This window comes from Streptomyces sudanensis, assembly GCF_023614315.1.
GTDB lineage: Bacteria > Actinomycetota > Actinomycetes > Streptomycetales > Streptomycetaceae > Streptomyces > Streptomyces sudanensis.
In genome coordinates this window covers 4,458,524-4,473,099 of sequence record NZ_CP095474.1, presented here as the reverse complement: position 1 = coordinate 4,473,099, position 14,576 = coordinate 4,458,524, and the positions used below count along the sequence as shown (strand labels likewise).

The 14,576-nt window shown below is 76.7% G+C and carries 10 protein-coding genes and 1 pseudogene; 5 read left to right on the top strand and 6 right to left on the bottom strand.

The window, feature by feature from the left end; all coding sequences use genetic code 11:
• The first annotated feature begins 530 nt into the window (after nt 1-530).
• The gene (locus tag MW084_RS20655; RefSeq protein WP_010471274.1) at nt 531-1,733 is read left to right on the top strand and encodes an amino acid deaminase/aldolase; all 1,203 of its coding nucleotides are present in this window, start codon (nt 531-533) and stop codon (nt 1,731-1,733) included.
• Between the two features lie 203 nt (nt 1,734-1,936).
• Here the strand turns inward: MW084_RS20655 and MW084_RS20650 are convergent, their stop codons facing one another.
• Complete coding sequence (locus MW084_RS20650; protein WP_010471276.1) at nt 1,937-2,839, bottom strand: LysR family transcriptional regulator; 903 nt, start codon at nt 2,837-2,839, stop codon at nt 1,937-1,939.
• A gap of 118 nt (nt 2,840-2,957) precedes the next feature.
• On the opposite strand from MW084_RS20650, the gene MW084_RS20645 reads away from it, so the two are divergent.
• Nucleotides 2,958-4,049: SLAC1 family transporter (locus MW084_RS20645; RefSeq protein ID WP_275563732.1), on the top strand; the 1,092-nt coding region annotated here is incomplete at its 5' end.
• Here the strand turns inward: MW084_RS20645 and MW084_RS20640 are convergent.
• Nucleotides 3,976-4,698 (bottom strand): helical backbone metal receptor, encoded by a 723-nt coding sequence (locus MW084_RS20640; protein WP_010471279.1) that lies wholly within the window; start codon nt 4,696-4,698, stop codon nt 3,976-3,978. The genes MW084_RS20645 and MW084_RS20640 overlap by 74 nt on opposite strands.
• Nucleotides 4,695-5,252, bottom strand: coding sequence for a helix-turn-helix domain-containing protein (locus MW084_RS20635; protein WP_010471280.1), 558 nt, complete (start codon nt 5,250-5,252; stop codon nt 4,695-4,697). Before MW084_RS20635 ends, MW084_RS20640 begins: the two co-directional genes overlap by 4 nt.
• Nucleotides 5,253-5,432: 180 nt before the next feature.
• On the opposite strand from MW084_RS20635, the gene MW084_RS20630 reads away from it, so the two are divergent.
• From MW084_RS20630 to MW084_RS20620, 3 genes are all read left to right on the top strand, one after another.
• Nucleotides 5,433-6,365 carry a 5'-3' exonuclease gene (locus MW084_RS20630; protein ID WP_010471282.1) on the top strand — a complete coding sequence of 311 codons (933 nt, stop codon included), beginning with the start codon at nt 5,433-5,435 and terminating at the stop codon, nt 6,363-6,365.
• Nucleotides 6,366-6,413: 48 nt separating this feature from the next.
• Nucleotides 6,414-7,253, top strand: coding sequence for a siderophore-interacting protein (locus MW084_RS20625; protein ID WP_010471284.1), 840 nt, complete (start codon nt 6,414-6,416; stop codon nt 7,251-7,253).
• A 1,385-nt stretch (nt 7,254-8,638) separates the two neighbouring features.
• Nucleotides 8,639-9,702 (top strand): hypothetical protein (locus MW084_RS20620; RefSeq protein WP_275563731.1); only part of this gene is annotated, 1,064 nt, incomplete at its 5' end.
• A 66-nt stretch (nt 9,703-9,768) separates the two neighbouring features.
• Here the strand turns inward: MW084_RS20620 and MW084_RS20615 are convergent.
• The 3 genes and pseudogenes from MW084_RS20615 to tatC all read right to left on the bottom strand — a co-directional run bounded on the left by MW084_RS20615 (nt 9,769) and on the right by tatC (nt 14,506).
• Nucleotides 9,769-10,419, bottom strand: a complete 651-nt coding sequence (locus MW084_RS20615) for a MerR family transcriptional regulator (protein ID WP_039829426.1) — start codon at nt 10,417-10,419, stop codon at nt 9,769-9,771.
• 300 nt (nt 10,420-10,719) lie between these two features.
• Nucleotides 10,720-13,453 (bottom strand): annotated as a pseudogene (locus MW084_RS20610) (DEAD/DEAH box helicase).
• A 105-nt stretch (nt 13,454-13,558) separates the two neighbouring features.
• Nucleotides 13,559-14,506 (bottom strand): twin-arginine translocase subunit TatC, encoded by a 948-nt coding sequence (gene tatC / locus MW084_RS20605; protein WP_010471290.1) that lies wholly within the window; start codon nt 14,504-14,506, stop codon nt 13,559-13,561.
• Nucleotides 14,507-14,576 lie beyond the last annotated feature (70 nt).

Sequence of the window (14,576 nt, the reverse complement as noted above, 5' to 3'; positions counted from 1 at the left end):
GGGCGGCCGGCGGCCGGGNNNGCNCCCCCCCGGCCGGGGGCCGGGGGCNGGCGGGTATCGGCGCCGTGCCGCCGGCTCCCGCGGGAGCCGGGGGCCGGCCGGNGGCCCCCCGGCACGGNGNGCCNCCGGCCGCCGCCTCCCGGCGGTCCTCCCGGCCGGCGCCCNNNNGCGCCGGCCGGGAGGACCGCCGGGAGGGCGGANCCGCGCCGNGNNGNGCCGGCCGGCGGAGGTCCGCGGGGGGTTCGTCGCCGCTCGGGGCCGGCCGGGCCGGTACGGGGCGCGGGCGGGCCGTGGTCTCCTCGGGGGAGTCGGGCCGGGAGGCCGGGCGCCGTGCCTCGGTGCTCATCCGCCCCCCTCGCGCTCGTACCGGCGACGCCGTCGGAACAGGCCCGTTCACGGCGTGTAGGCGTCACTCTAAAGGCTGTTCGCGGCCCCACGGGAACACAGCCGCGCGGTCGGGGCGGATCTGACCGGAACGTCCCGTGCACCGCCCCCTACCCCTCGGTAACGGGGTCTGGCACGCTCTGGCCATGCCTCCCCGCGCCGCCGATCGCGCCCGCTACGACCGGGCCACCGCGCACCTCGACGCCCCGTTCGCCGTCGTCGACCTGGACGCCTTCGAGGCCAACGCCGACGACCTCGCACGCCGCGCCGGGGGCAAGCCGATCCGGGTCGCGAGCAAGTCGCTGCGCTGCCGCGCGCTGCTGGAGCGGGTGCTGGCCCGGCCCGGTTTCACGGGGGTGATGTCGTTCACCCTGGGCGAGTCGCTGTGGCTGGCCCGGGCCGGTTTCGACGACGTGCTGCTGGCGTACCCGTCGGCGGACCGCGCCGGCTTCGCGGAGCTGACCGCCGACGCCCGGCTCGCACGCGCCGTCACGGTGACGGTGGACGACCCGGCGCAACTGGACCTCGTCGACGCGGCGCGCGGGGACGGCCGGGAGGAGGTGCGGATCTGCCTGGAGCTGGACACGTCGCTGCGGCTGCTCGGCGGGCGCGTACGCGTCGGCGCGCTGCGGTCGCCGCTGCGGGAGCCCGCCGAACTGGCGGAGCTGGCGGGCGCGGTGGTGCGGCGGCGCGGATTCCGGCTGGTGGGACTGATGGCGTACGAGGGGCACGTCGCGGGGGTCGGCGACGCGGTGGCGGACCGGCCGCTGCGGTCGCGGGCGGTCCGGCTGATGCAGTCGGTGGCGCGGCGGGAGCTGGCGGGGCGGCGGGCGGCCGCGGTGGCCGCCGTCCGGGCCGTGGCGCCGGACCTGGAGTTCGTCAACGGCGGCGGGACCGGGAGCGTGCAGTACACGGCGGCCGAGGAGGCGGTGACGGAGGTCGCAGCGGGTTCGGGGCTGTACGTGCCGGGGCTGTTCGACCACTACACGTCGTTCAGCGGCCGGCCCGCCGCCCTGTTCGCGCAGCCGGTGGTGCGCCGGCCGGGCGCGGGCGTCGTGACGGTGCTGGGCGGCGGGTACCCCGCGTCGGGGGCGCCGGGCCGGGACCGGCTGCCGGTGCCGTACCTGCCGGAGGGGCTGCGGTACGACCCGATGGAGGGGCCGGGCGAGGTGCAGACGCCGCTGCTGGGCCCGGCCGCCGACGGCCTGCTGGTCGGCGACCGGGTGTGGTTCCGGCACGCGAAGGCGGGCGAGCTGTGCGAGCGGTTCGACCGGCTGCACCTGGTCGAGGGCGAACGGGTGGCGGCGACCGTGCCCACCTACCGCGGCGAGGGCCGGACGTTCCTGTAGCGCTCGGAGCCGCCCGCTCCGCCGGGGCGGGAGGCCGCCGCCCGGGTGGCGTCCGTCCGCGGCGCGGCGGCGGGCCGCCGCGGACGGACGCCGGAGGCGGACCGGACGGCGGCGGGTGGCTCGCGGCCGGGCGGGGCAGGGCCCGTACGCGGGGTCCGGCCGGCGGTGACGTGCCGTCGGACGGGCGGGCGGCGGCGTGCCGTTCAGCGGGCCCGCGACAGGGACAGCAGGTCCCGCGCCGGGCCGGTGGGGCGGGGGCCGGCCGGCCACACGGCGCGCAGGGCGCGGCGCAGGTCGGCGCCCTCGACCGGGACCTCCGCCAGGCGGCGGGACGCCAGCTCCTCGGTGACCGCCAGTTCGCTGAGGACGGCCGGTCCGGCACCGCTCACGGCGGCCGCCTTCACCGCCGTCGTCGACGCCAGCTCCATCAGCGGCGCCGCGAGCCCCCCGTGCGCGGCCAGCGCCGAGTCCAGGACCTGCCGGGTCCCGGAGCCGTGCTCGCGCAGCACCAGCGGCGTCGCGGCCAGTTCGGCGGGGTCGAGCGGGGCCCGGCGGCGGGCCCAGCGGTGCGACGGCGCCGCGACGACCACCAGCCGGTCCCGGGCGACGACCACGCCGTCCAGCCCGCCCGGGACGGCGAGGCCCTCCACGTACCCGAGGTCCGCGTCGCCCGCGAGCAGCAGGGCGGCGACCGAGGCGGAGTTGCCCGCCCGCAGCGACACGGCCGTACCGGGCCGCTCGGCGCGCAGCGCGATCAGCCAGCCGGGCAGCAGGTACTCGGCGATGGTCATCGACGCGGCGACGCGCAGCCGGGAGTCCCGGCGGTCGCGCAGTGCCTGGGCTCCGGCGTCGAACGCCTCCGCCGCCTCGACGACGCGCCGCGCCCAGTCGGTGACCAGGGCGCCCGCCTCGGTGAGCCGTGAGCCCCGGGGCGAGCGGTCGACGAGGGCGACCCCCAGGAGCCGCTCCATGGAGCGGATGCGGGCGCTGGCGGCCGGCTGCGTGATGCCGACCTCGCGGGCCGCCCGGCCGAGGCTGCCGTGCCGTGCGACGGCGAGCAGCAGCTCCAGGGCTCCGAGATCCGGCACGCGGTGGGAGAGGCTCATCAGCTCAGCTTATGGGCCCATAGGGACAAGACCCCTGGTCGGGGGCTTTCCGGCCGGTCAGGGTGGTGCCATGACCGTCGCCGCTCCGCCCCGCCCCCGCCCCGCGCCCGGTGTGCGNCCCCGCCGCGCCCCCGGTGTGCGGCACCTCGGCCCGCAGTTCCACGCCGCCGTCATGGGCACCGGGATCGTCGGCACCGCGGGCGCCTCCCTGCCCGCGCCCGTACCGGGCCTGCGCACGGCCGGTACGGCGCTGTGGGCCCTGGCCCTGCTCGCGCTGGCCGTACTGCTGGCCGCCCGGGCCGCGCACTGGGCGTACCACCGCGACCGGGCGCGGGCGCACCTGCTGGACCCGGCGGTCGCCCCGTTCCACGGCTGCCTGTCGATGGCGCTGACCTCGGTTGGCGGCGGGACGCTGCTCCTGGGGCGGGACTGGATCGGCGAGGGCCCGGCGGTGGCGGTGGCGGCCGCCCTGTGGGTCTCGGGGACGGCGGCCGGCCTGGTGGTGGCGGTGGGGGTGCCGTACCTGATGGTGGTGCGGCACCGCGTCGAGGGGCCCTCCCCGCTGTGGCTGCTGCCGGTGGTCGCGCCGATGGTGTCGGCGGCCACCGGGCCGCCGCTGGCCGCGTACCTGCCCGCGGGGCAGGCGCGGGGGACGCTGCTCGCGGGCTGCCTCGGCATGTTCGGGCTGAGCCTGCTGGCGACGCTGCTGGTCCTGCCGCCGGTCTTCGGCCGGCTGGTGACGGACGGCCCTCCCCCGGACGCGGCGGCGCCGGCGCTGCTGCTGGTCCTGGGGCCGCTGGGCCAGTCGGTGACCGCCGCGGGAGCCCTCGCGGACGCGGCGCCGGGCGTGCCGTACGCGCGGGTGCTCGCCGTGGCGTACGGGCTGCCGGTGGCGGGGTTCGCGCTGCTGTGGCTGGCGCTGGCCGGGGCGCTGGTGGTGCGGGCCCGGCGCCGCGGGATGCGCTTCGCGATGACGTGGTGGGCGTTCACCTTCCCCGTCGGGACGTGTGTGACGGGGCTGGGGGCGCTGGCCCGGCACACGGGCCTGGCGGTGCTCGGCGGGGCCGCGGCGGCGCTGTACGCGCTGCTGGTCGCCGGGTGGCTGGCGGCGGCTTCGGGGACGGTGCGGGGCCTGGTCAGCGGGACGCTGCTCGCAGGGCCCGGCCCAGTACCCGCGGCGCCCGGGCGAGGGACGGGCCGTACCAGGTGAGGTGCCGCCCGTCGACGAGCGCGGCGGGCAGGCCGGGGAACGCCTCGGGTCCGTCGCCGGCGGTGAACCGGTACGGCTCGTCGGGCAGGACGACCAGGTCGGCGCCGCGGGTGCGCAGTTCGTCGAGCGGGACGCGCGGATAGCGCTCGGGGTGGTCCGCGTACGCGTTGGCGACGCCGAGCCGGGCGAGGAGGTCGCCGGCGAACGTGTCGCGCCCGAGCACCATCCAGGGCCGCCGCCAGATCGGCACGACCGCCGTGCGGGGCGGCCCGTCCGGGGCGGGCGCGGCCCAGGCGGCCTCGGCCTCGTCGAGCCAGCGGGGCCGGGAGGCGGCGCCGCAGGCGCGCAGGACCCGGTCCAGTTCGCGCAGCGCCTGCTCCAGGCCGCGGATCTCGGTGACCAGGACGTCGAGGCCGGCGGAGCGCAGGGCGTCGAGGTCGGCGGGGCGGTTCTCCTCCTCGTTGGCGACGACGAGGTCCGGGCGGAGGGCGGTGATCGCCGCCACGTCCGGGTTCTTCGTGCCGCCGATCCGGGGGACGTCGAGGCCCGCCGGGTGGACGCACCAGTCGGTGCGGCCCGCGAGGGCACCGGGCACGGTCGCGGCGACGGCCTCGGTGAGGGACGGGACCAGGGACACGACGCGGATCACCGCTCCGCCGCCTCCATGTGGGGCGCCACCGACACGACCAGGACGCGCGCGCCCGGTCCGGAGGCGCGCCAGCGGTGGCGGACCCCGCCGGACAGGTAGAGCGTGTCGCCGCGCTCCAGCCGGTACGCGCGGCCCTCGGCCTCCGCCTCCACGGTGCCGTCGGCGACGTACAGCAGGGCGTCGTTGCGGAGGACCAGCTCGCGCCCCGCGTCGTGCTCGCCGGTGAACTCCTCGGCCTGCATCTGGTGCTCGCCGCGCACCAGCGCGCGGACGCCGGCCGGGGCGCCCGGGTCGTCGGCGCACGCCGCGGCCCGCACGACGTCGACCGTGCGGGCGGCGTCGCCCGCGTCGAGCAGCTCGACCGCGGTGGTCTTCAGCGCGTCGGCGATGCACTCCAGGGACCGCGCGCTGGGGCGGGCGCGCTCGTTCTCGATCTGGCTGAGAAAGGGCACGGACAGGCCGCTGCGCTCGGCGACGGCGGCGAGGGTCAGCGACAGCGCCCTGCGCCTCCTGCGCACGGCCGCACCGACCCGCGGTGTCTCCTTGTCGTCCATGTCTTCCCTCCCTTCCCTCCTCTCCCGACAACCTTACGCAGCGCGAGTACCCCCGAGTAGCGCGAACGGCCGAAGCCTTGCGCCGGCCGCCCGCCGGTGGCGCCGCGGCACCGTCCCCGGGCCGCGCGGCTCCTCCCCGGCCGTGCGGGGCGCGGCGGAGCGGCGTGCGATCCTGACGGCATGTCGACCCGAACCGGCAGGTGCCTCCTGCTCGACACCGCGTCCCTGTACTTCCGGGCCTACTTCGGGGTCCCCGAATCGGTGCGCGCCCCGGACGGCACGCCGGTGAACGCGGTGCGCGGGCTGCTGGACTTCATCGCCCGGCTGGTGGCCGACCACCGCCCGGACACCCTGGTGGCCTGCATGGACGCGGACTGGCGGCCGGCCTGGCGGGTGGAGCTGATCCCCTCGTACAAGGCCCACCGGGTCGCCGCGGGGACGGGCCCCGGCGCGCCGGACGCGGAGGAGGTGCCGGACGCGCTGTCGCCGCAGGTCCCGGTGATCGAGGCGGTGCTGGACGCGGTGGGCGTGGCGCGGGTGGGGGTCGCCGGGTACGAGGCGGACGACGTGATCGGCACCCTCGCGGGCCGGGCGGCGGGGCCGGTGGACATCGTCACGGGCGACCGGGACCTGTTCCAGCTGGTGGACGACGCGCGCGGGGTCCGGGTGCTGTACCCGGTCAAGGGCGTGGGGACGCTGCAGGTGGTGGACGGGGAGTGGCTGCGCGGGAAGTACGGCGTGGACGGGCCGGGCTACGCGGACCTGGCCGTGCTGCGGGGCGATCCGAGCGACGGGCTGCCGGGGGTGCCGGGCGTCGGCGAGAAGACCGCCGCGAAGCTGCTGGAGTCGTTCGGGGACCTGGCCGGGATCACGGCCGCGCTGGACGACCCGGCGGCGGGGCTGACGCCGGCGCAGCGGCGGCGGCTGGACGCGGCGCGGGACTACCTGGCGGTCGCGCCGAAGGTGGTGCGGGTCGCGGACGACGTCCCGCTGCCCCCGTTCGACCCGGCGCTGCCGACCGCGCCGAAGGACCCGGAGGCACTGGGCACTTTGGCGGAAAGATGGGGTCTCGGCGGGTCGTTGCAGCGCCTGCTCGCCGCCCTCTCCCGATGAAGTGTTAGCTTAGGCATACCTAAGCAACTACTCTCCGGGGAGTACACCGTGGCGGACGAGCCGTCCCGCAGGACACCGAAGGTCCACGAGGCCCAGGTGGTGCGCACGGAGCGAATCGCTCCGCACCTGGTGCGGGTCGTGCTCGGCGGCCGGGGGCTGGACTCCTTCGCCACCGGCGGCCTCACCGACCACTACGTCAAGATCCTGTTCCCGCCGGAGGGCGTGACGTACCCGGAGCCGTTCGACCTGGAGCGGATCCGGCAGGAGCTGCCGCGCGACCGGTGGCCGGCGCAGCGCACCTACACGGTGCGCGCCTGGGACCCGGTCGAGCGGGAGCTGACGATCGACTTCGTGGTGCACGGCGACGAGGGGCTGGCCGGCCCCTGGGCGGCGCGGGCGCGGGCCGGCGAGACGGTCCGGTTCCTCGGCCCGGGCGGGGGGTACGCGCCGGACCCGGAGGCCGACTGGCATCTGCTGGCGGGCGACGAGAGCGCCCTGCCGGCGATCGCGGCCGCGCTGGAGGCGCTGCCGGACGACGCCGTGGCGCACGCGTTGATCGAGGTGGACGGGCCGGACGACGAGCTGAAGATCGCCGCGCCGGCCGGCGCGCGGGTGCGCTGGCTGCCGCGCCGCGGCCGCCCGGTCGGCGAGGCGCTGGTCGAGGCCGTACGGGAGCTGGACTTCCCCGAGGGCACCGTCCACGCCTTCGTCCACGGCGAGGCGGGAGCGGTGCGGGAGTTGCGCCGGCACCTGCGCGGGGACCGCGGAATCCCCCTGGAGCGCCTGTCGATCTCGGGCTACTGGCGCCTGGGCAAGTCGGACGAGGCGTGGCGCGCGGTCAAGCGCGAGTGGAACGCCCAGGTGGAGCGCGAGGAGCAGTCCTCCTAGCGCTCCGGCCCGCGGCCCGGCGGGCAGGACCCCCCGGGCGCCGCGGCCGGGACCGCACCGGGCCCGGGCCTCGCCGTCCCTCCCGCCGCGAAGCACGGTGGGCGCCTCGCGGGCGTGCGCCGCGGCGCTTCGCCGTCCGCCGGCGCGCCCGGGCGGCGCCGGGCAGGGGCCCGGCGGGCGTGAAGCGGGCGACGGGCACGGTGGCGCTCCGGTGGGGGACGCCCCCGTCGCGTACACGGGAAAGCGCGGCGGAGCCGGCGGATGCCCCGCGGACGGGGGAAGGCGCGGCTGGAGGCGGAGCCACCCTTGTCGCCCCGCCTGCCCCACGGGCACGGAGACGTGCGTGGAGCCGGGTGCGAGGGTCTCGGGGCGTCAGGCGCCCCTCACGTGCACGGGGGCGTGCCGCGAAGCGGCCGCCCGCCCCCGACGACGTTCCGGCACGGCCCGCGGCCGCTGTCCGCCGGGGACGCCGGCCCCTCGGCGGAGGACTTCGGGGGACCTCAGGGGCGCCGGGCGGATCCGTGCTCCGGCCGGGGCACAGCGCGGATCCGCCCGGTTGCGGGTCGGCCGAGCGGGGTGCGGCCGATCGGGGCGGCGTGCGGCCGACCGGGGCGGCGTGCGGCTTCGGCCGCGGGTCCGGCCGGTGGGGGAGGTTCCCCCGTCCGCCCTTCCCGGATGGCGCAGTCGTCCGGTTCGCCTGTTACATGAAGCGAACCGCGCGCCCGGTCGGCGCACGACGACCGACACGGGGTGTGCCTCACCGGAGTCCGGCGAACGGAGCCACGCCATGACAACCGACGACCCCGCCACCCCCGCCGGGGCGGCTCCTGTCCGAAAGCAGCCGCCCGACAGCCGGGGCCCCCGGCCCGGGGCCCACGGCGTTCCGACCGCCGTCCCCGCGACCACCGCCCGCGACGAGGCGCCGCTCCCCGGCGGGACGTACGCCAGGCCCCCGGGGGCAGAGCTCGTACCGGTCCGGGCAGCGCACCCGGACGGTGCGTTCCCGGGGGAGGCGCCCGCTTCCCGGACCGCGCACCCGGACGGCGTCCACCCGGCCGGTGCGGCGGGCCCCACCGGCCGGGTGGACGGCACGTACACCCCGCTGCCGGGTGCGGTCGGCCCCCTGCGATCCGGCAGCGGCCGGGCCGCGGCCGACGGGGCCGCGCCCCCGGACCTCCCGCGTGCCGAGGCCGGGTACGGGAGGACCGCGCCGGCCGGAGCCGAGGCCGCCCCCCGTTCCGCCGGTACACCTCCGGCCGGCACCGCGCCGGACGACATGGAGCCCTCGGTCCCGGGCGGCTCCGCTGCCCCCTTCCGGCCTTCCGACCCCGGGGACCCNTTNNNCCNNTCAGTCNNANANNGNCNNGGNGNGNACNGNNNGCCNNCCACCGCCCCCGGCGCCCCGAACGCGGTGGCCGAGGCCGTACTCGCCGAGGCCGCACTCGCCGAGACGGCGGGCACGGACCCGGACCCGACCCTGGACGCGGGCACGGGCACGGCCCGGCATGCGGGCACGGGCGCGGACACGGGCGGCGGGGACGGCGACGAGGCCGAGGACGGCGACGAGCGCATACGGACGCTGATCTGGACGGCGGCCACGTACCGCCCGCTGGAGGAGGTCGCCGCGCTGGTGACCCAGCTCAAGCACACCAAGGCCGTCGACAGCCCCGCGGACGAGGCACTGCGGGCGGCCGCGGTGGCCCGGCCCCTGGAGGAGGTGCGGCGACTGGTCGCCATGCTGAACGAGGCCGGCCACACCCTCGACGAGAACGACACCACGCTCCGCGCCGCGGCGGTCGGCAGGCCGATCGAGGACGTCGTCGAGTTGGTGAGCATCCTCGGCGACGCCGACGGTCCGGTGCCGCCGCGCCCGGACACGGCGGCACCCGGTTCCCCGGACGCGGGTGCGGTGGACGGCAGTGCCCAGCCGGTGCCGGAGGACCCCAGGGTCCGTCCGCCCCGCTCCCTCTCCACCGGGATCTCCGCGCCGGCGCCCGCGAGGGAGACCCCGGTCAGGGTCCTCACCCCCGAGTCGGTGGGCGAGGGCACCGTGCCGGCCTCCCGGTCCGCACTGCGCTGGCCCGCCGCGGCCGCCCTGTTCGCCTGCGGCCTCCTCCACCTGCCCACCGACTTCGCGGCGCTGTGGTCCGGCGGGTACGCGCACGCCATGGCGCTCGTCGTCGCCGTGCTGTGCCTGGTGCTCGGCGAGTGGCTGATCGTCCGGGACACCGTGCGCGTCTGGGGGTCCTCGGCCGCCCTGTCCATCGGCGTCGTGGCGCTCCACGGGATGACGGGCAGCAGCGGGGTCGCCCTGCTGCAGAGCAGCCTCGGCCGTTCGTGGACCTGGTCGGGAGCGGCCGCGGTGACGTGCGCGATGCTGGCCGCCCTCCTGGCCGGTTCGGCGCTGCTGCACCGGCAGCGGGAGGCGGGCGCGGCCGACGGCACCTGACGGGCGGCTCGCGGGCACCGGTGCGGGGTGCCCCCTGCCGATCGGCGGGGACACCCCGCACGCCGGTCAGTCCCCGGTGGGCGGTTCCCCCACGCCGTACGCGCGGGCCGAGGCGTCGACCTGGGCGAGGCGCCGCAGCGCCCCGAGGACCGCGTCGCCCAGGACCGTGCCGACCACGACGCTCTCCACCAGGTCCTCCCGCACCACCTCCCGCATCACGTACGCCACGTCGGCGGCGGCGACCCGTTCCGCCGCCTCGGCGTACGCCTCCAGCGACACCTCCGCGAACCGGGCGTGCCCCAACCGGTCGAACGCCGCCAGCGCGTCGGCCAGGGACCCGATCGCCGGGTCGCCGTCGTCCACGCGCCACCCGCGACGGGCGACCAGTTCCTCGGCCCGCCTGCGGGCGGCGTCCCGCGCCGCGTCGTCCGGCCCGCCCCCGCGCGGTGCGATGCGGCCGTGTGCCGCGCCGAGGACCTCGTGCACCGGGCGTCCGGGGTCCTCGACGGCCGCCAGCACGTCCCGGACCGCCGCCACCGAGAGCCCGCCCACGTCGATGAGGGCCCGCACGAGCCGCAGCCTGCGGACATGCGACTCGTCGTACCGGGCCTGGTTGGGGCTGCTCAGCTCCCCCGCGGGCAGCAGGCCCTCCCGTACGTAGTACTTGATCGTCGGCACCGAGACCCCGGTCCTGCGACTCAACTCGCCCACGCGCACACCGGCTCGCCTCCTCGTTCCCGCTCCGCTCCGGCCCCCTGCCCGGCCCCATCATAGATAGTTCCACTATCAGTCAGGGGCGCGTGGCCCTGCCCGCTCCTCTCAGGGGTGCCCCATGCCCTCGTTCGCGCTCCGCCCGGCCGGCCCGCCGCCGCCCGGACCGTCCCCGCCGGGGCCGAATCCACCGGTTCCGCACCCGTCGCCGCCCGGCCGCCGCTCCCCTCCCCCGCGTCCGCCCGGCGGTGAACGGCGAAGGGCCCGGCCGCCGACGGCCGGACCCCCACCGCGGCTCGGCGGACTTCAGCCCACCGAGCTGTACGCGACCACCCCGCGCAGCAGCCCGTCGACCGCCTTGCGGGCGCTCTTCGCGACCGTGCCGCCGTCCTGCGGGGCGGCCGCCGCGATCTGGCCCAGCACGTCGACGACCTGCTTGCACCAGCGGACGAAGTCGCCGGCCGGCATCTCCGCCTCGCGCAGCACCTCGTCCAGGCCCTTTCCGGACACCCACTGGTACGCCACCCAGGCGAAGCCGAAGTCCGGCTCGCGCTGTCCGACGCCCTCCGCCTGGTTGACCCGGAAGTCCTCCTCCAGCGCGTCCAGGCGGCCCCAGATGCGGACCATCTCGCCCAGCGCCGCCTTGGCCCTGCCCGTCGGCACCTTCGGCACGACCGCGTCGTCGGACTGGCGCGCCTCGTACACCAGGGCCGACACGCACGCGGCGAGCTCGGCGGGGTCCAGCCCCTCCCAGACCCGCTCGCGCAGGCACTCGCTGGCCAGCAGGTCCAGCTCGCCGTAGAGCCGGGCGAGCCTCTTGCCGTGCTCGGTGACCTCGTCGTCGCGCAGGTAGTCCAGCTCGGTCAGCAGCGCCACGATCCGGTCGAAGGTGCGGGCGATCGTGTTGGTGCGGCCCTCGATGCGCCGCTCCAGCTGCCGGGTGTCCCGCTGCAGCCGGTGGTACCGCTCCGCCCAGCGGGCGTGGTCCTCCCGCTCGTCGCAGCCGTGGCACGGATGCGCGCGCAGCTCGGAACGGAGCCGCGCGATCTGCCGGTCGTCCACGGCGCCCGACCGCTGCTTGCGGTGCCGTTCCGGGACGATGTGCCCGGCCTTCGTCCGCAGCGCGGACGCCAGGTCGCGGCGCGACTGCGGGGAGCGCGGGTTGAACGAGCGCGGGATGCGCATCCGCTCCAGCGGCTCCACCGGCACCGGGAAGTCGATCGACGCGAGCCGTTTGACCTGCCGCTCCGCGGTGAGGACCAGCGGGCGGGGTCCGTCGTGCTGGTCGAAGCCGCGGTGCCCGTTGGACCGGCCGGCGGGCAGGCCCGGGTCCAGGACCAGGGCCAGCCCGGCGAACTTCCCGGTCGGCACGTGGATGACGTCACCGGGCTTGAGCCGCTCCAGTGACGTGGCCGCCGCGGCGCGCCGCTGGGCCGCCCCCTGCTTGGCCAGCTCGTTCTCCCGGTCCTTCAGCTCGCGGCGCAGCCGCGCGTACTCCTCGAAGTCCCCGAGGTGGCAGGTCATGCCCTCCCGGTAGCCCTCCAGGCCCTCCTCGTTGCGCTGGACCTGCCGGGAGATGCCGACGACCGACCGGTCCGCCTGGAACTGGGCGAACGAGGTCTCCAGCAGTTCCCGCGAGCGGCGCCGGCCGAACTGGTCGACCAGGTTGACCGCCATGTTGTACGACGGCTTGAAGCTGGAGCGCAGGGGGTACGTCCGCGTGCCCGCCAGGCCCGCGAGGTGCGTCGGGTCCATGCCGCGCTGCCAGAGCACCACGGCGTGCCCCTCGACGTCGATGCCGCGCCGGCCCGCACGGCCGGTGAGCTGCGTGTACTCGCCGGGAGTGATGTCGGCGTGCTGCTCGCCGTTCCACTTCACCAGCTTCTCCAGCACCACCGACCGGGCGGGCATGTTGATGCCCAGCGCCAGCGTCTCGGTGGCGAAGACCGCCTTGACCAGGCCGCGGACGAACAGCTCCTCGACGACCTCCTTGGAGGGACGCCGTGCGCGCCTCGACGATCTCGCGGACCCGGACGCGGGCCGCCTCGTCGTTGAGCCGCAGCCCCGCGTGGAGGCACTGCTGGACGGCGGCCTCGCAGCCGGCGCGGCTGAAGATGAACGTGATCGCCGGCAGCAGCCCCTCCGCGTCGAGCCGATCGATGACCTCGGGCCGGCCCGGCGTCCAGATCCGCGACCGCTGGCGGCGCTCCCGCTCCCGGTCGGCCTCGCGGACCATCTTGCCGCGCCGCCGGTCGCGCGGGTTGTACGTGCGCGAGTTCTCCATCTGGGCCAGGCGGACGAGGTCGGGGTTGACCTCCCGCCGGGCGACGCCGCGGCCGCCGTGGTCCGTCTCCTCCTCGAAGAGGTCGTAGATCCGGCGCCCGGCCAGGACGTGCTGCCACAGCGGTACGGGGCGGCTCTCGGAGACGATCACCTCCGTGTCGCCGCGCACCGTGTCGAGCCAGTCGCCGAACTCCTCGGCGTTGGAGACGGTCGCGGAGAGCGAGACGAGCGTCACCGACTCGGGAAGGTGGATGATCACCTCTTCCCACACGGCGCCGCGGAAGCGGTCGGAGAGGTAGTGCACCTCGTCCATGACCACGTACCCCAGGCCCCGCAGGGACTGGGAGCCCGCGTAGAGCATGTTGCGGAGGACCTCGGTGGTCATGACGATCACGGGCGCGTCGGAGTTGACGCTGTTGTCGCCGGTGAGCAGGCCGACCTTGTCGGGCCCGTAGCGCTTGACGAGGTCGGTGTACTTCTGGTTGGACAACGCCTTGATCGGCGTGGTGTAGAAGCACTTGCGGCCCTGTGCGAGGGCGAGGTGGACGGCGAACTCGCCGACGATGGTCTTGCCCGAGCCCGTCGGCGCGGCGACGAGCACGCCCTTGCCCGTCTCCAGGGCCCGGCATGCCTCGATCTGGAACGGGTCCAGTTCGAAGTCGTAGAGCGCGCGGAAGGCGTGGAACGCGGTGGCCTCCTCGGCGGCCCGGCGCCGGGCCGCCGCGTACGCTTCCGCTGGTGTGAGGTCGTCTGTCATCTTGTCATCGAGCCTACCCGGCGCCGCTGACAGTCAGCCCGGCATTTGTTCGACTCCGCCCCGGCACGTGCGCCGGGCCGCCGGCCGCCCCGGGCCGGGCCGGGGTCAGGTGACGTCGTCGTAGGAGCCCGCGTGCCGGGCGGGGGCGGTGCCGGCGCCTCCGCCCGCCTGCTCGGGCAGGGCCGCGGGCGCGGTGACGGGCTCCACGGGGGCGATCGGCTCGGGCGTGAGGTCGAGGCGGGACGCCTCGTCGTCGTCGAGCTCGGGCCCCTGCTGCCGGCGCCGCCGGCGGTCGTTGAGCAGGGCGAAGCCGACGGCCGCGAAGTACAGCGCCGTGAGCGGAACCTGGAGCGCGATCATGGACAGCGGGTCGGTGGGCGTGACGATCGCCGCGAAGATCGCGATGCCCATCACCATCCCGCGCCACCAGCCGAGCATCCGCGCACCGCTGACCACGCCGCCCATGTTGAGCAGGATGAGCAGCAGCGGGAGCTGGAAGGCGAGGCCGAACGCGAGGACCAGCTTGACGGTCATGCCGATCATGTCGTCGACGGTGATGTAGTTCACCGAGTCCTCGACGCTGAAGCTGAGCAGCAGCGGCACCGCGTGCGGGAGGATCCAGTACGCCAGGTAGCTCCCCGCGAGGAACAGCGGCGTGCCGATGACGACCGTGGAGACCGCGTACTTCTTCTCGCTCTTGTGCAGGCCGGGCGCGATGAAGGCCCAGAGCTGGTAGAGCCAGACCGGGGCGGAGACGACGAGGCCGGCCATGATGCCGACCTTGACGTACGTGGTGAAGGGGGACGTGATGCCGATCTGCGAGAGCACGGCGCACTTGCCGGCCCGTGCGGCCGGCTCCAGCTCGCTCACGCACCGGGGCACAGGCAGGGTCAGGAACTCGGCGATGTCCTTGGAGAAGAACAGCGCCACGCTCATCAGCGGGATGAAGGCCAGCAGGGACTTGACCAGCCGGTTGCGGAGCTCGCGCAGATGGTCGACGAGGGGCATCCGCCCCTCGGGGTCCTTGGGCTTCTTGCGGGCGGACTTGAGCAACCCACGTCCTTGTCTCGGAGGGCGGCCGACCGTCCGGGCCACCCGGGTGCCTGTGGTGAACGGTGAACCG